General features: G+C 71.1%; 20 protein-coding genes and 3 pseudogenes. 8 read left to right on the top strand and 15 right to left on the bottom strand.

Translation table 11 applies throughout. The features are described from left to right. Position 1 precedes the first annotated feature (1 nt). From ACIBB8_RS02840 to ACIBB8_RS02830, 3 genes and pseudogenes are all read right to left on the bottom strand, one after another. Positions 2 to 649 (bottom strand): uridine kinase, encoded by a 648-nt coding sequence (locus tag ACIBB8_RS02840; protein ID WP_398948618.1) that lies wholly within the window; start codon positions 647 to 649, stop codon positions 2 to 4. A gap of 233 nt (positions 650 to 882) precedes the next feature. Then, a complete protein-coding gene (locus ACIBB8_RS02835; RefSeq protein ID WP_398948731.1) occupies positions 883 to 1,371 on the bottom strand; it encodes a cupin domain-containing protein in 489 nt (162 codons plus the stop codon). A gap of 185 nt (positions 1,372 to 1,556) precedes the next feature. Beyond that, positions 1,557 to 1,874 (bottom strand): annotated as a pseudogene (locus tag ACIBB8_RS02830) (transcriptional regulator); the annotation flags it as partial. A 92-nt stretch (positions 1,875 to 1,966) separates the two neighbouring features. Here ACIBB8_RS02830 and ACIBB8_RS02825 point away from each other — a divergent pair. The 3 genes and pseudogenes from ACIBB8_RS02825 to ACIBB8_RS02815 all read left to right on the top strand — a co-directional run. After that, positions 1,967 to 3,946: a transposase gene (locus tag ACIBB8_RS02825; protein WP_398948616.1), complete on the top strand. Its 1,980-nt coding sequence runs from the start codon at positions 1,967 to 1,969 to the stop codon at positions 3,944 to 3,946. Positions 3,947 to 3,950: 4 nt separating this feature from the next. After that, positions 3,951 to 4,250, top strand: a pseudogene (locus ACIBB8_RS02820) (aminotransferase class I/II-fold pyridoxal phosphate-dependent enzyme); the annotation flags it as partial. Next, a pseudogene (locus ACIBB8_RS02815) lies at positions 4,247 to 4,852 on the top strand (peptidase); the annotation flags it as partial. The pseudogenes ACIBB8_RS02820 and ACIBB8_RS02815, both read left to right, overlap by 4 nt. Positions 4,853 to 4,991: 139 nt before the next feature. Here the strand turns inward: ACIBB8_RS02815 and ACIBB8_RS02810 are convergent. Further along, entirely contained in the window at positions 4,992 to 5,402 is a 411-nt protein-coding gene (locus ACIBB8_RS02810) for a RidA family protein (protein WP_398948613.1), read from the bottom strand. A 295-nt stretch (positions 5,403 to 5,697) separates the two neighbouring features. On the opposite strand from ACIBB8_RS02810, the gene ACIBB8_RS02805 reads away from it, so the two are divergent. Next, on the top strand, positions 5,698 to 6,135 hold the full coding sequence (locus tag ACIBB8_RS02805) for a DUF3574 domain-containing protein (RefSeq protein WP_398948730.1): 438 nt from the start codon (positions 5,698 to 5,700) through the stop codon (positions 6,133 to 6,135). A gap of 34 nt (positions 6,136 to 6,169) precedes the next feature. On the opposite strand, the gene ACIBB8_RS02800 is transcribed toward ACIBB8_RS02805, so the two are convergent. Continuing rightward, positions 6,170 to 6,718: an HXXEE domain-containing protein gene (locus tag ACIBB8_RS02800; protein WP_398948611.1), complete on the bottom strand. Its 549-nt coding sequence runs from the start codon at positions 6,716 to 6,718 to the stop codon at positions 6,170 to 6,172. 79 nt (positions 6,719 to 6,797) lie between these two features. Between ACIBB8_RS02800 and ACIBB8_RS02795 the strand changes: the two genes are divergently transcribed. Next, positions 6,798 to 7,379: a TetR/AcrR family transcriptional regulator gene (locus ACIBB8_RS02795; protein ID WP_398948610.1), complete on the top strand. Its 582-nt coding sequence runs from the start codon at positions 6,798 to 6,800 to the stop codon at positions 7,377 to 7,379. Positions 7,380 to 7,398: 19 nt separating this feature from the next. Here the strand turns inward: ACIBB8_RS02795 and ACIBB8_RS02790 are convergent, their stop codons facing one another. The 3 genes from ACIBB8_RS02790 to ACIBB8_RS02780 all read right to left on the bottom strand — a co-directional run bounded on the left by ACIBB8_RS02790 (position 7,399) and on the right by ACIBB8_RS02780 (position 12,608). Beyond that, a complete protein-coding gene (locus ACIBB8_RS02790; protein WP_398948608.1) occupies positions 7,399 to 8,691 on the bottom strand; it encodes an SWIM zinc finger family protein in 1,293 nt (430 codons plus the stop codon). Continuing rightward, complete coding sequence (locus ACIBB8_RS02785) at positions 8,688 to 11,600, bottom strand: DEAD/DEAH box helicase (protein WP_398948606.1); 2,913 nt, start codon at positions 11,598 to 11,600, stop codon at positions 8,688 to 8,690. Before ACIBB8_RS02785 ends, ACIBB8_RS02790 begins: the two co-directional genes overlap by 4 nt. A gap of 99 nt (positions 11,601 to 11,699) precedes the next feature. Next, the gene (locus ACIBB8_RS02780; protein WP_398948605.1) at positions 11,700 to 12,608 is read right to left on the bottom strand and encodes a slipin family protein; all 909 of its coding nucleotides are present in this window, start codon (positions 12,606 to 12,608) and stop codon (positions 11,700 to 11,702) included. A 203-nt stretch (positions 12,609 to 12,811) separates the two neighbouring features. Here ACIBB8_RS02780 and ACIBB8_RS02775 point away from each other — a divergent pair, with 203 nt between their 5' ends. Then, on the top strand, positions 12,812 to 13,156 hold the full coding sequence (locus ACIBB8_RS02775) for a hypothetical protein (protein ID WP_398948604.1): 345 nt from the start codon (positions 12,812 to 12,814) through the stop codon (positions 13,154 to 13,156). Between the two features lie 100 nt (positions 13,157 to 13,256). On the opposite strand, the gene ACIBB8_RS02770 is transcribed toward ACIBB8_RS02775, so the two are convergent. From ACIBB8_RS02770 to ACIBB8_RS02760, 3 genes are all read right to left on the bottom strand, one after another. Continuing rightward, complete coding sequence (locus ACIBB8_RS02770) at positions 13,257 to 13,700, bottom strand: DoxX family protein (RefSeq protein WP_398948603.1); 444 nt, start codon at positions 13,698 to 13,700, stop codon at positions 13,257 to 13,259. A gap of 145 nt (positions 13,701 to 13,845) precedes the next feature. Next, on the bottom strand, positions 13,846 to 14,541 hold the full coding sequence (locus ACIBB8_RS02765; protein WP_398948601.1) for a class I SAM-dependent methyltransferase: 696 nt from the start codon (positions 14,539 to 14,541) through the stop codon (positions 13,846 to 13,848). A gap of 83 nt (positions 14,542 to 14,624) precedes the next feature. Beyond that, positions 14,625 to 15,743: an ADP-ribosylglycohydrolase family protein gene (locus ACIBB8_RS02760; protein WP_398948600.1), complete on the bottom strand. Its 1,119-nt coding sequence runs from the start codon at positions 15,741 to 15,743 to the stop codon at positions 14,625 to 14,627. 79 nt (positions 15,744 to 15,822) lie between these two features. Here ACIBB8_RS02760 and ACIBB8_RS02755 point away from each other — a divergent pair, with 79 nt between their 5' ends. Continuing rightward, a complete protein-coding gene (locus ACIBB8_RS02755) occupies positions 15,823 to 16,101 on the top strand; it encodes a DUF6343 family protein (protein ID WP_398948599.1) in 279 nt (92 codons plus the stop codon). Between the two features lie 201 nt (positions 16,102 to 16,302). Here the strand turns inward: ACIBB8_RS02755 and ACIBB8_RS02750 are convergent, their stop codons facing one another. From ACIBB8_RS02750 to rpsA, 4 genes are all read right to left on the bottom strand, one after another. Then, positions 16,303 to 16,671, bottom strand: a complete 369-nt coding sequence (locus ACIBB8_RS02750; RefSeq protein ID WP_398948596.1) for a tetratricopeptide repeat protein — start codon at positions 16,669 to 16,671, stop codon at positions 16,303 to 16,305. 91 nt (positions 16,672 to 16,762) lie between these two features. Next, the gene (gene coaE / locus ACIBB8_RS02745; RefSeq protein ID WP_398948594.1) at positions 16,763 to 17,377 is read right to left on the bottom strand and encodes a dephospho-CoA kinase; all 615 of its coding nucleotides are present in this window, start codon (positions 17,375 to 17,377) and stop codon (positions 16,763 to 16,765) included. 64 nt (positions 17,378 to 17,441) lie between these two features. Further along, entirely contained in the window at positions 17,442 to 18,380 is a 939-nt protein-coding gene (locus ACIBB8_RS02740) for a PAC2 family protein (protein ID WP_398948593.1), read from the bottom strand. A 218-nt stretch (positions 18,381 to 18,598) separates the two neighbouring features. After that, positions 18,599 to 20,104, bottom strand: a complete 1,506-nt coding sequence (gene rpsA, locus ACIBB8_RS02735) for a 30S ribosomal protein S1 (RefSeq protein ID WP_358860801.1) — start codon at positions 20,102 to 20,104, stop codon at positions 18,599 to 18,601. Between the two features lie 397 nt (positions 20,105 to 20,501). Between rpsA and ACIBB8_RS02730 the strand changes: the two genes are divergently transcribed. Next, complete coding sequence (locus ACIBB8_RS02730) at positions 20,502 to 21,314, top strand: class I SAM-dependent methyltransferase (RefSeq protein WP_398948591.1); 813 nt, start codon at positions 20,502 to 20,504, stop codon at positions 21,312 to 21,314. Positions 21,315 to 21,346: the final 32 nt, after the last annotated feature.

The following is a 21,346-nucleotide window of genomic DNA, read 5'->3' as shown; positions in this document are numbered from 1 at the left end:
TCTACCCGCCCCTGGGCAACCCGGTCCAGGCGGGGTGGAGCGGATCGTCGGCCCGGACGACCGCGTCCGCACGCCCAGTGGGCTCCACCTCCTCCTCGTACCGCGCGAAAGCGGGCAGAGTCCACCGCTCGCTCTCCTCGGTGCGCCGCCGCAGCGCACCCGGCGAGAGCCGCAGATGGAGACTCAGGTCGAACGGGAACCAGTGCCCGAGCAGCAACGGCCCGTGCATCACCAGCACGCCGCCCTCAGGAAGGTGTTGATACGGGCTGCGGGTGGCCCGGTCCGTCACCGGGTCCCACAGGTCCGGCAGCACCCGCCCGCTGCCGCCCAGCTCCAGCGGCCCGAAGACCTCACGCCAGAGAGCTCCCGTGTCGAACCAGCTGTCGACGTACGAGTCGGGGTCCCGCTTGCCGTACTCGTAGCGCAGGCTCGCGGGGCGCAGGAACCCCGCGGTGGACACGACGAGCACGGCACGGCCGCGGATCCTCAGCTCCTGCGCGACACGCTCGGCGGGCTCCCCGGTGCGGGCGGCCGGAGCGCCGTCGATGCCGATCTTGAGCCACGGTCCACCGTCAGACGGCTTCAGCCCGTCGGCGTACGCGGCAACGGTTTCGGCCAGCCGTTCCCAGGTGATCGCTTCGAATCGCACCCGACCATCATCGCCCCGGCGTCGGCGCGTCGGCGTCGGCCGTCCCGCCAGCGGGTTACCTCGTCATCGCCGGGCGGGGGCGGCATGCCTTCCCTCTGGTCCGGAGCGGGAGCCGGGGCACCCTGCGCCGAGCGCCCGCACCAAGTGCTGCGCGAGGGCCGCACGGCGCGCCGGGAGGAGACCGCCAGTGCTCGCCGGGCCGGCGTCGTCGCGGGCGGGCGTCACGCGCTACGTCACTTCTGCGCGCCGCAGTCCACCGCTTCGGCGTCGTCGGAGAGCGCGCTTCCCTCGGGCAGCAGATAGGTCACCCAGAGCACGACCGGCTCGGTGCCCAGATTCCGTCCGATGTGGCGGTGCTTGGCCCCGGACGGTTCGATGAAGGAGGTACCCGCAGGCGTCACTTCGACCGAGCAGTCGTCCAGTGTGCGCGTCAGCGTCCCCGACTTGACGACGGCGATCAGCTGGCCGCTGTGGGTGTGCCAGCCGGTGGAGCCTCCCGGCTCCAGGGTGATCGTCCGGAAGGTCACGTCCGTACGGCCCTTCGGCGTCTTCACCTTCAGTTTGCCGACCGATGTGCCCTTCGCGACAACCGTGCCGCTCACCCCGCTCCCGGGGGTGGCGAGTGCCGCCGACGGCACGAGGCCGAGCGCCGCCACACAGCCGCCGATGACCAGAGCCTTACCCACTCGCCCCTGCGGCCCTTGCTGTTCCTGCCATTCCAGCTGTTCCTGCTGCCCCTGCCGTCTGCCGATCCTCACGCGAATTCCCTCCGCCTCGGTGCCCCGGACATCCCAAATAACCCGACGCTACCCGGGAGTTGATCCTCGGAATCACCCGGACGCAGCGGTCTTCGAGAAGGCCGCCACGAAGGTCCTCACCAAGGTCGCCGCGATGGCCCTCGTGATGGTCACGCGCCGCGCAGCTCAGCGGCCAGCGCCCCCTCGCCCGTGACCTCGATGCGTCCGTCCTTCACGGCCTCGGCGAGCGTGAATTCACCTCGCCCGAGCGCGAGACAGACCTCGTCGTCGAGCACGATCCGGGCGTCCGCGTGAGCGGCCGGCCCGTCCCCGTACACCCCCGTACCGTCGGCCGGTCCACTCGATCCGCCCACGCGCACGTGGAACTCCCCCTCATCGAGGCGGACTTCGACGACTCCCGCGTGGGTCAACCCGTCCAGCGCGCGCAGCAGCGGCAGCGCGAACCAGTGCGCCCGCACCGCAGTCGTGTGTGCGTGCGTAACTCGGATGCTGGTTCGCTCGTTGATGTGGTCGTCGGGCTGGAACGCTGGAGGGGGTGAGGGGTGTGCGGCGGAGGATCATGCTGGGTGAGGGTGAGGTGCAGCAGGTCGCTGCCGCGTGTGCCCGCGCGTTCCGGGGTGTCGACACCGTGACCGGACAGGCGTTGCCGGAGACGGAGTTGGTGGAGCGGGTGCGATGGCTGGCCTCGCTGGTGGAGGGCTTGGCGTCGGGTGTGGTGCGGGGGCACTGGAGCGGGCCGGATCTGGCCCGGTTGGCGTCCGGGGTGGACGCGGCCGGGGTGTCGTTGCCGTCGCAGGCGTGGATGGCGCTACGACGTCTGGGCTGGCGGACAAAGACGCCTGCGGGTGTGTACGTCCCCGATCGGGTGGGGCGGATCGCGGAAGAGCAGGCGGGGCGGGTGCTGCGCTCGGCCTGGTGGCGGGCCCAGGTCGTGGACGCGGTCCTGGTCACCTGGCCCGCCGACCCCGTGCGGCGGACCGAAGCGGAGTGGGAGGCGTTGCGAGCCGCGCTGCCCGACGGCGGAAGCGGGGCCGTGGCGTCTGTACTGCGGGCCCGCACGAAACAGATCGCGGACTTCCGCCGTGTGCGTGGCCGGTTCCCGGCCGGGGTGACGGAACTGGAGCCGACGCCCGGGGTGGGTGGGCAGGTGGTACTCGCGGCGGTGGACCGGCAGCTCGCCACCCTGACCCGCTGCCCCGAAGACCCGCATCGGTACGCGGCGTTGACGGTGAAACTGCCCGTCCGGCCCAACCCGGCCTCCCGTAAGGACTGGCACGAGGTACACGTCCGGTTCCGGCTGCCCGACCACATACCCGCCCACGCCGCACTGTGCGCACCCACCCTCCGCGTCCGCGAGAGCCGCCTCCTGCTCGACGTCCCGTACGCGGTCAGTGTGCCGAAGCCCGCGAGGACGGGGCATCGCGTGGCGGTCGCGTTCGACTGGGGCCTGAACACCCTGCTGACCGGCGGCACCCTCCGCCTCACCGACGAACCCCAGCCCCGCGCCCTGACGGACGGACAGCCCCTGTTCCTGCGGGTGAACGGCGCCCTCGCCAAGGCCGACCGGCTCCGCCTTAACGGGGAGCGGATCAGCGCACGCATCGACCGCCTCCAGACCCTTGTCAACTCCCGCCGCGCCCGCGGGCTCCGCCCGGACCCGTGGGTGGTGGCGAAGCTCGCCGTCCTGGAACAGGAACGCGTACGGGTGGCCAGTCGGCGGTCCCGGCTGAACGCGGGCCTGGCCCGGGCTGCAGCCCGGTTCATGGTCGATCACGCCGTGGCGGCCGGGGCGACGGTGATCTACCTGGAGGACCTGCGGGACATGGAGGCCCGCGGCAAGGGCCGCACCCTCAACCTCCGGCTCTCCCAGACAGTCCGCGGCCAGATCGTCACCCACACCCGCCACCAGGCCGCAGCCTCCAGGATCGCCGTGGTGATCGTCCCGCCCCGGGGCACCTCCAAGTACTGCCCGCGCTGCCTGACCGCGTTCCGCCACCACAAGGCGCCCGACGACCGCACATCGGGGTGGGCGTGGGCCACCTGCCCGAACCCCGCGTGCGGGTACGGCACGGGACGGGACAACGCCGCCTGGCAGCGGATCGGCGCCCGCGGCCTGTCCCACCAGACCAAGACCAGCCCCGACCGCACCAGTAGCACCCTCGTGGTGCGCAGCGTGGTCGCGGCTCTGGACCGTCCGGTCCAGTACCAGAGGGCGGACCGCACCAAGAGCGGTCCCACCCTGAGAAGACGCCCGGTGCCCGGGAAGCGGCACCAGGCCCCCGCCCCACCCGCGTCCACACCGGGAGGAAAGCGTCCGGCGGGGCGGCACCCCACGCACCCGACCCACCGCACCCAGCGGCGACGACGGCAGCAGGAACCGACCACGATCGGCACCCCCGCCCGGCACCAGCCGGACGGGGCACGACTCGGGGCAGGCTTCCACCGCCACGCCCACACCACCCCCACCCGGGGACAACCGAGTCATCTCCCGGGCGATCCCGCAACACCAGGATCACCCAGGAAACCCAAGCCAATCTGAGACGCTGTACGAGCAGCGCAACCGGGCCTGGGAGAAGCTCAACGAGATCCCCGGAGTGTCGTGCGTGAAGCCGAAGGGAGCGCTGTACGCGTTCCCGCGCATCGACCCGAAGGTGCATGCGATCGTCGACGACGAGAAGTTCGTTCTCGACCTGCTGCTGCGGGAGAAGATCCAGGTGGTTCAGGGCACGGGCTTCAACTGGCCGCGTCCCGACCACTTCCGGATCCTGACCCTCCCGTACGCCGACGATCTCGACGCGGCGATCAGCCGCATCGGCCGCTTCCTGAACGGATACCGCCAGTGACCTGCCCCGCCTGCCGGTTCGCCGTCCATACGCAGTTCGCCTCGCCCGAACTCGTGGGCCCGATCGTCGAGGGCGGATTCGATCCGGCCGCCGACCCGGGCTGGGCGGACTCGGGGGCGCAATCGCCCGCCGAGTACGCGCGCTGGGCAGGTCACCTGTGCGGTGTGACCTGTCTGCGCATGGCGCTCGGTGCCGGCGCCCCGCCGCTGTTCGCCCTGCGTGACGGAGCGCTCGCGTACGGCGCGTACACGGAGGATGCCGAGGGGGCGATCCGGGGCCTGGTCTACGCGCCCTTCGCACAGTACGTGCGGGAAGTGCACGGCCTCGATGCCACCGTCCACCGCCACTTGTCGACGGACGGGATCGTGGCCCTGCTGGACGAGGGGTGGACGGTGATGGCGTCGGTGCACTACGCGATCCGGCATCCGGAGCAGCCCGCTCCGGGGCGGGGCGGCCATCTGGTGCTGCTGACATCCCGCACGCCGGACGGCAGGGGAGTCCATTTCCACAACCCGTCGGGCACGACGGCCACGACGCGGGCCGCGGAACTGCCCCTGACCGACTTCGAGCGGTTCTTCGCCGGGCGCGGGGTATCGCTCGCCAACAGCGCTCGACCGGGGCCACGGACGGAAGCAGGCCCGGGGGGCGTAGCCAGCCAAAGAAAGACCCGCTGGACGAGTCGTCACGACGTGCGCCGGACGCCGCCGCAGCAGACGCCCGAGCCACGGGGCGCAGCGGAATTCAGCCGGGCAGTGCCGCGGTGAGGTCGACCTCGATCAGCTGTCCGGGGAAACCGAGCCGCGCGACGCCGAGCAGCATGCTCGCGGTGGTGAACGCGGTCCCGATGACCGAGCCGGTGAGCCGGCGCCAGGTGGCTCCAAGGTCCGTGACGTCGTCGCTGACCACGTAGATGACCGACCTGACGACCCAGGAGGGCTCGGCGCCCACGGCCGCCAGGGCGACGAGCGCATTGGCCGCCATCTGATCGATCTGGGCGTCGAGGTCGCCCGGTCCCACCAGCACGCCGGAACGGTCGAGCGGACACTGCCCGGCCAGGTACGCGGTCCGGCCCGCCTCCACCACAGTGATGTGGTGACAGCCGGGTGTGGGGTGCAGCTGGTCCGGATCGATCCGTCTGATCTCCCCAGTCATGTGGATGAGTCTGACGGCCCGGGCCACGGGGCTCACCGGGAATTCGGCAGGCCCGCAGGCCGATCCGTACGGGTGGTTTCCGGCGGATGCCCATGTCCTGCCGCTGTCCGGCGGGGGCCGCTTGCCACAGTGGGCCGCGCGCATCCGCGTCGCAGGCCCACGCAGACACCGGCTACACAGGCTCCGCCTTCACAGGCTCCGAACGGAGGACACCGCCGTGCCTCGCTTCCCTCACTTCACCAGTACGAAGGGCCTCACCGGCCCGAAGCAGCACTCTGGACTCACCGCGGCCGCCGTGGCCCTGGCCGTACTGGCCGTGGGCACACCCGTCGCTTACGCCACACTCGGCAACGGCGCCCCATCCGTCCCGCAGGCGTCGACATCGGTCGGCGCAACGCGCGGGAAGGCGTACATCGAGACCCGGTTGTTCTTCGGCACCGAACGCCCCGACGGCGGACCTGATGTGACGGACAGACAATTTCTGGTGTTCATCGACGAGGAAGTCACGCCGCGCTTCCCGAACGGGCTGACCATCCAGGACGGCCGGGGCCAGTGGCGGGATTCCCACGGGGTGATCGAACGTGAACGCAGTTACGAACTGACCCTGCTCTACCCGGCGTCCGAGGCACGCGTGCGCGACGTGCAGATCGAGCGGATCCGGAACGCCTACGAGAAGGCGTACGCCCAGGAATCGGTGGCCCGGATCGAGGAGCGCGCGAACGCCGACTTCTGACCCCGCCCCGACACCCTGCCGCGCCGCACCCCGCTCAGGTGGCCGTACGGGCCCCGCGCCCGTGCGGTCGATTGATCCGGCGCGCCAGCCCGTGCACTCCCGCGACGGCCACCGGGAGGAACGCCAGCGCCGCAGCCGCCGTGCCGGCGCCGCCACTGTCGATACCGGCCGCCTTCAACCGCCGCAGGGCCCACAGCGAGTACGGGACGACAACGGTCGGCGCCGTGGCGACCCCCGGTGTGTAGCCGCGGTACGCCACTGCCTGCGCCATGTGCACGACGCCGTGCACCCCGAATCCGACCAGTACGGTCCGGAAGAACGGGCTGCGACCGCCGGTGCGCGCCCCGTCCGCCGACGCTGCCGCCATGACTGTGCCCATGAGGCCGATGGCGACATTGACATCCCGCTGCGAGAGCTCCATTCGCGCCCAGACCCGTTCGGGCACTCTCGGGAATCGCTTCTGGAGCCGCGGCCGGGCGGACTGCGCCCAGCCGGCCATGGTGGCCAGCTCCTCCAGATCGTTGGCCACCCAGGCGGCGAGCAGCCCCCAGGTCACCGCCTTGGAAACCTCGGTCTCCGCCATACCAGCCCCCAGCGTCGCAGTACGATGACAGCACCTTACAACACAACGCAACGTTGCGTTGCTTTTCTCTGGAGTGCCCATGGCCGCCGATCAGACCGTGAACCGCCGCCCGGGCAAGGGCCCCCGTGCCGCCGAAGCGATCTTCGACACCACACTGCGCCATCTCGCGGAACGCGGATACGCCCGTCTCACCATGGAGGCCGTCGCTCAGGACTCCGGGGTCAACAAGACGACGATCTACCGTTGGTGGCCCTCGAAACCAGCACTGCTGCGGGCGGCCATGCTCCATGCCCGGGTCCTCGACTTCGACATCCCCGATACGGGCAGTCTCCGCGGTGACCTGATCGCCCTCACCGAACAGATCGTCGGCCTGCTCACCGACGGGCGTACGGAACCGGTCGCCCGCGCCATGACCGCGGGCACCGGCCTGCCGGACGACGAACTCGCCGCGCTCACCCGCGACTTCTTCGCCGACCGGTTCTCCCGCGAGCAGCCGGTCTTCGCCCGCGCCATCGCCCGTGGTGAACTCCCGGAGGACGCCGACCCGATGCTGCTGATGGACCTGATCGCGGGGGCGGTCTGGATGCGGGTGCTGCTCCGCCGCGAACCGGTACCGCCGGACTTCGCCCGCGATGCCGTCGATGCCGTACTGCCTCGCTGAGTGCGGTCCCGGCACGGTGTCAGCGACCGAGCAGAGCCATGACTGCGCCCACCGGGTCGGTGTCCGGCATCGCGCGTGGCCACCAGTCGTCCTTGTCCCGGTCCGATTCGTAGCCGTACCAACGGCCGTCGTGCCCGAAGCGGAGCTGAAGGGTACCGCCGGGGTGGGTGAGGCGGTTGCGCCAGGGGTGGAAGCGGGGGAAGTCGGTGGCTGCGAGCGCGGGGCGAGCCCGGTCGAAGGGACCGGCCGGGGGGTCCCAGGGAGTCTCCAGGACGTCCAGCCCTTCGGCACCGCCCTGGCGCCAGGCGGCGACGGCGCGGGCCAGGTCGGTGGTGGTACGGCCGGTGGCGTAGGCGAGCTCGCGGTAGAGGGCGCGGGTGGTGGCGGTGAGCCCGGCGGTGGGGCGGGCGGCGGCCAGCCGGACGGCGTCCTGCCAGGCGGTGAGCCCGGCGAGCGGATCGTGTCCGGTGGTGAGGAGCGTCAGCGCGCGGGCCGCCGCGTCGGTGGCGAGGTGGTCGAGGGCGAGCGGGTCGCGGGCGCCGGGCAGTTCGGGGTACGAGGGCGGCTGGCCGGGATGCGCGGGTTCCGGGAGCGGGGAGGGCAGCGGCGGCAGGAATCGGTCGGCGAACGCGTCACGCGCCGGCACGGAAGGGGTGGCGGCAGCCGCGGGCCGTTCCCGGGCGGAGTGCGCGGCGTTGCGCCGTCCCAGTTCCTCGACGAGTTCGCGCTCGCCCCGGCCGCGCAGCAGCAGGAGGACGAACGGGTCGGTGTCGAGCAGGCGGGCCATCTGATAGCAGAGGGCGGCCACGTGCTTGCAGGGCCAGCCGTGGTCGGGGCAGGAGCAGCTCGGTTCGAGGTCGTCCGCGGCGGGCAGCAGTCCGACGCCGGCCTCGGCCGCCGTGTCGACCAGTCCGTGCGGCATCTCCTTGGCGAGCAGCGCGGAGAGATGGCCGGGCCGCTCGGCGACGGCATCGAGGAAGGTGTCCCAGCCGGTGTCGCTGAGGGTCCGCAGCCGCAGTTCGGTCCGGTACGGGCGAGGGCGGCTGCCCTGGACGTAGGCGACGACGCGGCCGGGAGTCACGGTGATCGCGGCGACATGGCCGCTGTCGGCGTACGTACGGCCGCGGGCGAGGCGCCCCTCGTCCATCGACAGGGACTCCAGCGCCGCCACCCAGGACCGGCCCCACCAACTGTCCGCGAACGGTGCGCCGCCGTCGTGCGTGCGGGGCGGCACGGCGTCGAAGGTGCGCCGCAGGTCGTCGGGGCCCGGGCGGACGCGGACATACGACGGGGGCCGGGAGCGGGGGCTCATGACGGCCTCCGGAGCGAGACGAGATCGGCAAGGTCACGGTCACTGAGTTCGGTCAGCGCGGTCTCTCCGGTGCCGAGCACCGCGTCGGCCAGGGCCTGCTTGGCCGCCAGCATGTCGCCGATCCGGTCCTCGACGGTGCCTTCCGCGATCAGCCGGTGCACCTGAACGGGCTGGGTCTGGCCGATGCGGTACGCGCGGTCGGTGGCCTGCTCCTCGACCGCCGGGTTCCACCAGCGGTCGTAGTGGATGACGTGGGCGGCGCGGGTGAGGTTCAGTCCGGTGCCCGCCGCCTTGAGGGAGAGCAGGAAGACGGGTACCTCGCCGGACTGGAAGCGGTCCACCATCCGTTCCCGTTCGGCCACCGGCGTACCGCCGTGCAGGAGCTGGGACGGGACGGCGCGCGAGGCGAGGTGGGCGGAGAGGATCCGGGCCATCGTCACGTACTGGGTGAAGATCAGCACGGAGCCGTCCTCGGCGAGGATCGTGTCGAGGAGTTCGTCCAGCAGGGCGAGCTTGCCGGAGCGGCCGACGAGGCGGGTCGGCTCCTCCTTCAGGTACTGCGCGGGGTGGTTGCAGATCTGCTTGAGCGAGGCCAGCAGCTTCATGATCAGTCCGCGGCGGGCGATGCCTTCGGAGGCCTCGATGAACGCCATGGTCTCGCGTACCGCCGCCTCGTACAGCGTGGCCTGTTCGCGGGTGAGGAAGACGGGGTGGTCGGTCTCCGTCTTGGGCGGCAGCTCCGGGGCGATGCCCGGATCGGACTTCTTGCGGCGCAGCAGGAACGGCCTGACCAGCCGGGAGAGACGCTCGACCGCTTCCTCGTTCCCGAGTCCTGCCGCGGTGCCGGTGCTCTCGACGATCCGAGCGTGCCGGGCACGGAACGCCTTGAGGGGGCCGAGCAGCCCGGGGGTGGTCCAGTCGAGCAGGGCCCAGAGCTCGGAGAGGTTGTTCTCCACGGGGGTGCCGGTGAGGGCGATCCTGGCCGGGGCCGGGATGGTGCGCAGCGCCTTCGCGGTGGACGAGTGCGGATTCTTCACATGCTGCGCCTCGTCGGCGACGACAAGTCCCCAGCTGTGCCGGGCGAGTTCGGCGGCGCTGGACCGCATCGTTCCGTACGTGGTGAGGACGAAGCCGTCGTCGGGGTCGTCGAGCGTGCGGTCGGTGCCGTGGAAACGGCGGACGGGAACACCCGGGGCGAAGCGGTTGATCTCCCGGTGCCAGTTGCCCAGGAGGGAGGTGGGGCAGATCACCAGGGTGGGTGCGGGGTGCGCGCGGCGCAGATGCAGGGCGATGACGGTGATGGTCTTGCCGAGTCCCATGTCGTCGGCGAGGCAGCCGCCGAGGCCGAGCGATGTCATCCGGTCGAGCCAGGCCAGGCCGCGCAGTTGGTAGTCGCGGAGCGTGGCCTCCAGCCCGGGCGGCGGCTCGATGGCGTCGTCGTCGGCGAGGATGCGGGTGCGGAGTTCGGCGAGGGCACCGGCGGGCACCGCCTCGACCTGTTCGCCGTCCACCTCCGCGCTGCCGGTCAGCGCGACGGCGAGGGCGTCCACCGGGTCGAGCAGGCCGAGTTCACGCTTGCGTGCCTTGCGTACGAGCGCGGGGTCGACGACGACCCACTGGTCCCGCAGGCGCACCACCGGGCGGTGGGCCTCCGCGAGGATGTCCATCTCCCGCTCGGTGAGCTGCTCGTCGCCCAGCGACAGCTGCCAGTTGAAGGAGAAGAGCTGCTCGGCGTCGAAGAACGAGGTGCCGTCGGTGGCCGAGTCGGGCGCGGGCCGTACGACAGCGGCGGCCGTGAGGGAGCGGACGAGTTCGCGCGGCCAGTGGACGCTCACGCCTGCCGCCGCCAGCCGCGCCCCGGCGTCGCTCAGCAGCTCGTACAACTCGTCCTCGGTGAGGGCGAGCACGTCGGGGACCGGCTGGTCCAGCAGCCGGTCCAGCGGCGCCCAGACCCGGGCGGCGCGGCGCAGTGCGAGCACGGCGTCGATCCTGGCCCGCGGCCCGAACGGTTCTCCGCCACCGCCGTCCCACAGTGCGGCGGCGTCGATGACGTACGTCGGGTCGGCCAGGCTGTGCACCTGCGTGATCGCCGCGGCGGCATGCCGCGCGGCGCCGCGGTGGATGTCCGCGGCGTCTTCGGTGGAATCGCCGGCGTCGGGGCCGCCGTAGGTGTCGGCGGTGTCGAAGAGTTCGTACGCCGACAGGTCGAGCCGGAGCGACACCCGCACCCCCGCGTCCAGACCGGCAGCGACCTCGGCGGCCCAGTCGCGGGCGCGGGGCAGATGCTGGGCCTCGCAGGCCGCGAAAGGGGCCCCCATCGCGTACGCCGCCGCGGGTGTCCGGGGCAGGGTGTCGGCGACCGCGTCGAGGAACGCACCGAGCAGCGACTCGGGGTCCGGGAGCTGAAGCGGTGTGCGGTCCGGGAGCGGGACGGCATGTGCCTCGGGCGGCATGGCCGCGGCGATCGCGCGCAGATGAGCGATGTCCTCGGCGTCGCGCGGACCGGCCCGCCAGGCGTCGTGGTCCTCGGCCGTCAGACCGGGGACCAGCCGGCCGCGCGCCACCAGGTTGAGCCCATGGAGTGCGGCCGCTCCCCAGCAGCGGGCGGCCGGATGGGCGGACTGCCGGTGCCGGGCCCGGACCAGCAGGGGCAGGGCGTCGGCGACGGGCAGCAGGACGGCGGGCACGGCACGGACACGAACCTCGCCCTGCTGCCCGTGACGTCGCACGACGGTGATCTCAGAACCCTCGGCCGGCGCGGCCTCCGGAAGCGGACCGCCGTCCGGGTCCCAGAAGGCGACTCGCCCGTCCCGCGGCAGCGAGGCGGGCAGGAAGACGGCAGCGCACCGCAGGAAGCGAGCCGTGGCCGCGTCCTGCGCGTCCTGTTGCGCACGTCCTGCCGAGGTCATCGCACCCCTCCCGTCCCGCGCTCGATCGTCTGATCTCACTGACTCCGCGAGTCTAGGCGGGGGGTCTGACAACCGGTCCTCGGCCGGCATTCGCTCCGGTCAGTGCCTGGCGAGTGGCTTCGGGCGGGTGACCCGCGTGGGCCCGGAGGCCACCGGCGCGGCGGCCGGTGCAGGCGGAGGCGCGGCCGCAGGCACCGCGGGCGGGATCTGTTGCGGCTGCGGCTCCGGTTGCTGCTGCAGCTGTCCGGGCTGCTGCGCCCGCTCCAGGAAGCGGAGCAGTTCCACCGGGAACGGCAGCACCAGTGTGGAGTTCTTCTCCGCCGCGACCGCGACCACGGTCTGCAGCAGTCGCAGCTGCAGCGCGGCCGGCTGGGCGGACATCTGGCCGGCCGCTTCGGCCAGTTTCTTCGATGCCTGCAGCTCCGCGTCCGCGTTGATGACCCGCGCGCGCCGCTCGCGGTCGGCCTCGGCCTGGCGCGCCATGGAGCGCTTCATCGTCTCCGGCAGCGATACGTCCTTGATCTCCACCCGGTCGATCTGGACGCCCCAGCCCACCGCAGGGCTGTCGATCATGAGCTCCAGTCCCTGGTTCAGCTTCTCCCGGTTGGACAGCAGGTCGTCGAGGTCACTCTTGCCGATGATCGACCGCAGGGATGTCTGTGCCATCTGCGACACCGCGAACCGGTAGTCCTCGACCTCCACGACCGCGCTCGCGGCGTCGACCACCTTGAAGTAGATGACCGCATCCACCCGCACCGTCACGTTGTCCCTCGTGATGCCGTCCTGTGCGGGCACGGGCATCGTCACGATCTGCATATTGACCTTCCGCATATGCTCGATGCCGGGAAGGATCATGGTGAATCCGGGGCCGCGCACATCGTTGCGCAGCCTGCCGAGCCGCAGCACGACGCCCCGTTCGTACTGTTTCACGATCCGCGCAGCGGCCAATGCGTAGACCACACCCGCGGACGCCGTCGCCGCTATCGCGACCACCAGTTCTTCGACCATGACGGACCCCTGAAGCCGGAAACGCCCGATTTGCGCACCTATTATCACGTTATGCCCATTAAGTGCACCGGGCGAACCTCGACCCGCACGGTGATCACCCGGCAGGCCCTGCACCGGATGCCGGGGTGGCCGGGAGCGGGCAGGGTGACCATCGTCAGCACCTGATGTACGGACGAGCCGGACGAACAGACGAGGACGCGCCCATGCCCGTGATCGATCAACGACGCCGCCGTCTCGGCATCGCAGCCGGGACCGCGCTGCTGACCCTCACCGTCGCCGGCTGTTCCGGCCTCGGTCGCACCGCGGCCGGGCCGGTCACCTACGTCACCGAGCGGAATGCCGTGGTCATGTTGAACAGCCCCTTGGTGAAGGGCTGCCACCGGCTCTTCCCCGGGGCCAAAGCAGTGCGTAACGGGACCCTGATCGACATCATCCTGTACCGGACACAGGACTGCACGGGCCCGGGGACGACGTATCTCGCCACCACGTTCACCGATGTGAACGCAGCGACCTCCCTCCCCTGGCGCAGCTTCAGCACGGTCCACTGACCGCGGTGGCGGCGAGCCGCCGCAGCCCGGCACCGGGGCGCATCCGCGGGACGCTGTTCGATGCCGGGCTGCGGCGGTGCACGCACGGAGGCCGCTCGCCCTACGCGCGCCTGCGGATGAGCGCGACCAGTCGTGCCGTTCTGTCCCGCCGCTCCCGCGCGATCAGGACGACCAGCCCGATGAGCAGTGCGGGCATGATCGCGTTCACCGGGTCGAGCAGCGTCAGTTGGACGATGGAGGCGCCGGCCAGCAGTCCGGCGAAGGCCATCGCTGCGACGCCGGACAGCAGGGGAACCAGCAGGGCGATGGCGCCAGCCATCTCCAGGGCACCGATGAGGTACATCGCACCATGGCTCCAGCCCATGCGGTCGAAGGACTCGACCGCGGTTTCATGGGCGATCAGCTTGGCGAACGCGCTGAAGGCGAAGAACAGGGCAAGTACAACCCGCGCGACGGTCAGCGCGACCGCACCACGGCTGCGTGCCGTGTTCTCCGTCGTGGCGTCGGCGGTCGTCGTGTTCGTCACCGTCGTGGTCTCGGACATCGGGGTCTCCTCGAAGCAGCGTCGCGTACACAGGGGTAGACCCCACCGCCGTCCGAAACTCATCGCTCCTGCCCCGCCTGGGGCCTTTCGTTTGGAACAGGCCGGATCAGACCCCGCGAACCCGGCATGATCCAAACGAGAGGCCCTACATGGGCAGAGCCCGCACCCACACCCCGTCAGCCGTGAGATACCGGTCGACGGTCAGTCCCGCCGCCTCCAGATGCCCCTCGAACTGTTCCTTCGTCAGCCGGCGCGACAGAAAGGTCTGGGTCCATCGCGCATCGTCGAAGACATACTCCGCGCGCACCGCCCGCACCTCGTCGCCGACGGGGTCCGCCGAGACGATCCGTACGGTGCAGCCGGACGCGTCGACACGCTCCCGCGGCAGATCGGTGTGGTAGTCGATGCCCTCACGCTGCAGCAGCACGACGCCCCCCTCCCTGACGTGCCGTCGGCAGACGCGCAGCATTCCGTCGCGCACCCGGTGTTCGCTCGCATGCACCAGGAACGACGCCAGCATCACCACGTCGAAGGTCTCGTCGCCGAGGTCGAGGGACTCGATGGGGCTCTGCACCGTACGCGCGCCCCGTACGTGTTCCAGCATCTCCGGCGACTCGTCCACGGCCGTGACCTCAAAGCCGCGCTCGACCAGCGCATGGGTCACGCGACCCGCCCCGCAGCCGAGTTCGAGAATGCTCGCACCGGCGGGTACCGCAGCCTGGATCACATCCGGTTCACCATCGGCGGAAAGCCGTCTGTACAGCTCGACCGCACAACCGTCCGGAGTGATCGAGCCGGGTCCCGTCCCTGAATATCCTTCACGCACCCGTCGTCCGCTCATATACACCCGAACGAACGGACGTTGGGCGCGGTTCCCGGCACGCGGCGCCCTCGTGCGCCGGGCTCCTCGTCGCCCGGCGTCCGTCAGCACACCGGATAGCGCTCCTGCGGCCACGCCACCGCCTGCTCGAACTCCAGGCACAGATCATCCGCCAGCTCGGTGATCACGGCCCGTCCCTCCGTCAGCACGAGCCAGGAAGACGGGAGTTGCACGTCACCGTGGTGGGCGCCGAGCAGATTGCCGCAGACCGAGCCGGTGGAGTCGCTGTCGCCCGAGTGGTTGACCGACAGCAACAGCGACTCCGCCACCTCGTCGGCGCCGGGCAGCACCAGGGCGCAGTACACGGCGATGGCGAGGGCCTCCTCGGCCACCCAGCCCGCCCCCAGCGACTCCACCTTCTCGGCGGTCGGCGCCCCCTGCGCGGCCAGGTCGACGGCCGCGCGCAGCGCCGCCGTCGTCTCCTCGTGCCCCGGGTGGCGGGCCAGCAGCTCCATGGCGCGCAGCACAGCGCCCGCCATCGAGTCGCCCTCCAGCAGATGGGCGATGATCGCGGCGAGGGCCCCGGCGGCCAACGCACCGGTCGGATGCCCATGGGTGATCTGGGCGCAGCGGGCGGCGAGCGCGAAGCCGGTCGCCGCTCCCTCGCCGATCAGGCCGAAGGGCGCGGACCGCATCACCGTGCCGCATCCCTTGGACCCGGTGTTGACCGGACCCGGCAGGCCGATCGGTCCCGTCGGGTCGGGGATGTGGCCGGCCGCGAGTCCGGTGAGGCAGGCGTTGCCGGGGGCCCGGCGGGCGTACAGGAAGCGCTGCTGCCGCAGCCATCCGGTCCGTACGAGGTCGTCTCCGCCGCGGGCGGGCGGTGCCGGATGGTTCTGGGTGTCGAGCCAGCGCAGATAGGCGTTGCGGACCATCGCGGTCTCGGCGCCGCCCATCCCCTTCGACACGGCCCGGGAGTGCGCCCTGATCAGCCCTTCCGCGGTGAACAGGGTCATCTGCGTGTCGTCGGTGACCCGGCCGGCGACCCCGTCCCCGTCCCCGACAGGTTCCCGGACGCCCTGCTCCCCGTATGCCCGGCGGATACCGGAGAGCGACAGGAATTCCACCGGGTTTCCCAGGGCGTCCCCGATCGCGCCGCCGAGCAGCGACCCGCGGACCCGGGCCCGGCGGGTGGCGCTGTGCCCCCATGGTGTGCCGTTCACGGACGGTGCCCCACATTCTGTCGTCGTCGTTACTCAAAACCGCCGTCGCGGGTCCATCCTGGGAGGAGAGGCGATCACCATGCGTACCGGCAATGAACCGATGACCGCACGTAGCCCGCTGCGCCTGCGGCTGTGCCTGAGTCTATGGGGCATGGCCTGGGCGGTCTTCGGCCTGACGGCCTTCAGCCTGGTCGACCGCCCGGGCTGGGCCGCGGCCTGCGGTCTGCTCCTGCTGCTGACGCTGGTGGATATGGCAGTGATCCTCCACCACATCCACCAGGGCCCGCACTACCAGCCGGGCCGCAACATCCCCCCGTACGAACCGGACCACGGTGGACACGGCCGGTACGGGCACTGAGCTCCGGGTCCCGGCGCGGGGCTCGGTCGTCAGGGACTGGAATCGTGGGCAGGTCAGTCAGGGCAGACGTCGATGCCACACAGCCCCCGGCCCGCGCGGGCGCACCTCCGTCACCGCTCGGGCGGGACTGGACCCGGCCCCGGTCGGAGCCGCGGAGTGCCCGTCCTGGGAGCCGTGATCCTCATGGACGGGACCGTGGCGTCAGTCGTCCGTGCCGAAGCGGGCCGCCCGCAGATACTCCGGGTTCGGGTCGAGTGCGGCGGCCAGCCGGAAGTGACGCACGGCCTGTTCCGAACGGCCGGAGCGCTGGAAGGTACGGGCCAACGCGAAGTGCGCGAACGCGTTGGCCGGTTCGCGCTCCAGGACGAGTTCGAATTCCAGCTCGGCCGGGCGCAGTTGGGCGGCGGCAAAGAAGGCGCGTGCGCGCAGCAGACGGGCGGCCGTGTTCTCCGGATGGGCCGCGATCACCGAGTCCAGCAGTTTGACCGCGCCCCGCGGGTCGCGCGCGGCCAGCAGGCGTTCGGCCGCGCGGAAGTCGATGACATGGGTTTCCGGGGTCCTCTCGGGCACGGTCGCATCCTTCCCTTCGTCAACCCGTTTCCAACGTCCGGCCGGGTGCCGGTATTCCGGTCGGTGGACCGGTCCGTGGCGGCCGGCCGTATCAGCCCCGCCCGGAGGCGGCAGCGGCCCGCTGCGTCAGTTCCTCCCAGACCTTGCGGACCTGTGGCTCCAGCGCCTCCAGCGGTCCGTCGTTGTCGACGATCAGATCGGCGACGGCCCGTCGCTGCTCGCGGGTGGCCTGCGCGGCCATCCGGGCGCGGGCCTCGGCCTCTGTCATGCCGCGCAGCCGTACGAGCCGGTCGAGCTGGGTCCCGGGGGTGGCGTCCACGACGACGACCAGGTCGTAGAGCGGGGCGAGTCCGTTCTCGGCGAGAAGGGGAACGTCGTGGACGACGACGGAGTCGGGGCCCGCCGCCTGCTCCAGTTCGGCGGAGCGGGCGCGGACCAGCGGGTGGACGATCGCGTTGAGCGTGGCGAGCCCGTCGGCGTCGGAGAAGACGATGGAGCCGAGCTTCGGCCGGTCCAGGGTGCCGTCGGCGGTGAGGATGCCGTCGCCGAAGGCCTCGACGACGGCCGCGAGTCCGGGGGTTCCGGGCTCGACGACCTCGCGCGCGATCCGGTCGGCGTCGATCAGTACCGCTCCGTACGAGACGAGCAGCCGTGACACTTCGCTCTTGCCGGCGCCGATTCCGCCGGTCAGGCCCACTTTCAGCATGGTCGAGAGAGTAGCGCCGCCTCCGCGCGCCGTCATGGCCCGGTCACGCTGTCCGGGCCGGCGGTCAGCCGTCGCCCTCCCGCTCGGCGAGGAACCGTTCGAATTCGAGGCCGATCTCGTCGGCGGACGGCAGGTCGACCGGTTCCGCGACCAGGTTGCCGCGCGTCTCGGAACCCGCGAGCGCGTCGTACTGGTGCTCAAGCCCCTCGACGAGCGAGACGAGCTCCTCGTCTCCCTGGTCGATCTGGCGGTCGATCTCCGTCTGCGTGCGGTGGGCCTCCGTGCGCAGGGAGTGCGCGATGGCCGGCAGAACCAGGCCGGTCGCGGCCGTGATCGCCTCCAGTGCGGTGAGCGCGGCGTCCGGGTACGCGGAGCGGGCGACGTAGTGCGGCACATGGGCGGCGACGCCGAGGACGTCGTGTCCGGCCTCCATCAGCCGGTACTCCACCAGTGCCTCGGCGGAGCCAGGGACCTGTGCCTCGTCGAAGGGGCTGCGGTGGCCGGGCATCAGGTCCGTGCGGTTGCCGTGCGGCGTGATGCCGACCGGCCGGGTGTGCGGGACGCCCATCGGGATGCCGTGGAAGTTGACGGCGAGACGCACCCCCAGCCGCTCGACGATCTGCTCGACGGCGGAGGCGAACCTCTCCCACTCCACGTCCGGCTCGGGCCCGGAGAGCAGCAGGAAGGGCGCCCCGGTGGCGTCCTGGACCACCCGGACGTCCAGTGTCGGGGTCTCGTACGCCGCCCAGCGGTCACGCCGGAAGGTCAGCAGCGGGCGCCGTGCGCGGTAGTCGACGAGCCGGTCGTGGTCGAAGCGGGCCACGACCTGGTGCGGCAGTGTCTCGAGGAGGCCGTCCACGATCTGCTCGCCGGTCTCACCCGCGTCGATGTACCCCTCGAAGTGGTAGAGCATGACCAGGCCGGCCGACTCCTGGGCGAGCGCCATGTCGACGACGGCCAGGCCCTTCGGCTCCCATTCGTACAAACTCTGCGGATCAGGCACGGTTACCGCTCCTCCTCGTATTCCTGGGGAAGAACGCCCGGCGGGACACAGGCATTCCCGGCCTGTGCCCTTTCACAGGGTGGTTACGCCAGAACGCGCCTGTGCAGTGCGGTGACCGCCTTCCGCCCGGCCGCGCATACGAGTGAGGCCCGCTCCCCGAAGGGAGCGGGCCTCACTGTCAACTACTGCAGCCGATGACCGGCCGGAGGGTCAGAGCGTCAGCTCTGGCCGCCCGCCAGCTTCTCGCGCAGGGCAGCCAGGGCCTCGTCCGACGCCAGGGCGCCGGAGTTGTCCGCGGACTCCGAGGAGTACGAGCCGCCGGCGCCGGAGGCAGCCGGGGCGCCACCGGCCGGGGCGGCAGCGCCCTCGGCAGCAGCGGCCTCGTCGGCCTCGCGGGACTTGATGACCTGGGCGCGGTGCTGCTCGAAGCGCTCCTGCGCCTCGGCGTACTGCGTCTCCCACGCCTCGCGCTGGGTCTCGTAGCCCTCGAGCCAGTCGTTGGTCTCGGGGTCGAAGCCCTCGGGGTAGATGTAGTTGCCCTGGTCGTCGTAGGACGCGGCCATGCCGTACAGGGTCGGGTCGAACTCGACCGAGGCGGCGTCGGCGCCGAACGCCTCGTTGGCCTGCTTCAGCGAGAGGCTGATGCGACGGCGCTCGAGGTCGATGTCGATGACCTTGACGAAGATCTCGTCGTTGACCTGGACGACCTGCTCCGGGATCTCCACGTGGCGCTCGGCCAGCTCGGAGATGTGGACCAGACCCTCGATGCCCTCGTCGACGCGCACGAACGCACCGAACGGAACGAGCTTCGTGACCTTACCGGGAACGACCTGCCCGATCTGGTGCGTACGGGCGAACTGCTGCCACGGGTCTTCCTGCGTCGCCTTGAGCGACAGCGAGACGCGCTCGCGGTCCATGTCGACGTCGAGAACCTCGACGGTGACTTCCTGGCCGACCTCGACAACCTCGGAGGGGTGGTCGATGTGCTTCCAGGACAGCTCGGAGACGTGCACGAGACCGTCGACGCCACCGAGGTCCACGAAGGCACCGAAGTTGACGATCGAAGAGACGACGCCGGAGCGGACCTGGCCCTTCTGCAGGGTCGTGAGGAAGGTCTGACGGACCTCGCTCTGGGTCTGCTCGAGCCAGGCACGGCGGGACAGGACCACGTTGTTGCGGTTCTTGTCCAGCTCGATGATCTTGGCCTCGAGCTCCTTGCCCACGTAGGGCTGGAGGTCGCGGACACGACGCATCTCGACGAGCGACGCCGGGAGGAAGCCGCGGAGGCCGATGTCGAGGATGAGACCACCCTTGACGACCTCGATGACGGTACCGGTGACGATGCCGTCCTCTTCCTTGATCTTCTCGATGGTGCCCCAGGCACGCTCGTACTGAGCGCGCTTCTTCGAGAGGATCAGGCGGCCTTCCTTGTCCTCCTTCTGGAGAACCAGGGCCTCGATCTCGTCGCCGACCTTGACGACCTCGTTCGGGTCGACGTCGTGCTTGATCGAGAGCTCGCGGCTCGGGATGACGCCTTCGGTCTTGTAACCGATGTCGAGGAGAACCTCGTCCCGGTCAACCTTGACGATGACACCGTCAACGATGTCGCCGTCGTTGAAGTACTTGATCGTCTCGTCGATCGCCGCAAGGAACGCGTCGGCGTCGCCGATGTCGTTGACCGCAACCTGCGGAGTGGTGGCGGTGGTCTCGGTGCTGCTCGTCATGTGGGAAAGGGCTCCGGTACGGACAGTGAGTCGTAGGTACTGCTACGCCGAGAGCCCGTATCGCCTCTGCAGAAGCCGGACAGCCGAGGAAGCACCCGACCCGGCGAGCGGGAGGCGCCTCGTGAACCGAGGGGACATGCAACAGACGCAAGCGCGGCCTGCTAGGTCTGAGGCGCGCAGGCTCGCAGCGCAACTTGTAGCATACGGGGGCAGCCGGGCAGGGTCAATGCGCGAAGGCGGACACGGCGGACACAAGGGCCCATACCGGGCACAATTCCTGTTCTCCGAGGCCACATCGGTCCCGGCCGCGTTGCGTGAGTACGGTTCCGTACTCAGGGGTACCCCCAGGTACGTACCGCGTGCGGCGGGGTGAAGGCAAACTACAACGACGGACACGATGAGCCAAGAGATCTGCGCCACCGAACCGGAAGCGACCCGCCGCAGCGCCGGCGAAGCGGAGAGCAGCCGGGCAAGTCGCGGCTGGTGGGACCGGAACGCCGACGAGTACCAGAGCGACCACGGCGTCTTTCTCGGCGACGACCGATTCGTCTGGGGCCCGGAGGGTCTCGACGAGGCCGAGGCCGGCCTGCTCGGCCCCGCGGAGTCGCTGAGCGGCCTGGACATCCTGGAGATCGGGGCGGGCGCGGCGCAGTGCTCGCGCTGGCTGGCCGCCCAGGGTGCCCGTGCCGTCGCCCTCGACCTCTCCCACCGCCAGCTCCAGCACGCGCTGCGGATCGGCGGCGAAGTGCCCCTGGTGGAGGCGGACGCCGGGAAGCTGCCGTTCCGGGACGGCTCCTTCGACCTGGCCTGCTCCGCCTACGGCGCGGTGCCGTTCGTCGCCGACCCCGTACGGGTCTTCCGCGAGGTGCACCGGGTGCTGCGCCCGGGGGGCCGCTGGGTCTTCTCGGTGACGCACCCGATCCGCTGGGCGTTCCCTGACGAGCCCGGGCCCGAGGGCCTGTCCGTCGCGGCCTCCTACTTCGACCGCACCCCGTACGTCGAGCAGGACGAGCAGGGCAACGCCGTGTACGTCGAGCACCACCGGACCATGGGCGACCGGGTGCGGGACGTGGTGGCCGGCGGGTTCCGCCTGGTCGACCTGGTCGAGCCGGAGTGGCCCGCCTGGAACCACCAGGAGTGGGGCGGCTGGTCCCCGCTGCGCGGAAACCTGATCCCGGGCACGGCGATCTTCGTCTGCGTACGGGACTGATCTCCGGCCGGCTCGGCTGAGAGCCTGTCGGG

Origin of the sequence: Streptomyces sp. NPDC051286, assembly GCF_044455345.1 — a bacterium.
Lineage (GTDB): Bacteria > Actinomycetota > Actinomycetes > Streptomycetales > Streptomycetaceae > Streptomyces.
This window is presented reverse-complemented; position numbering and strand designations above follow the sequence as displayed.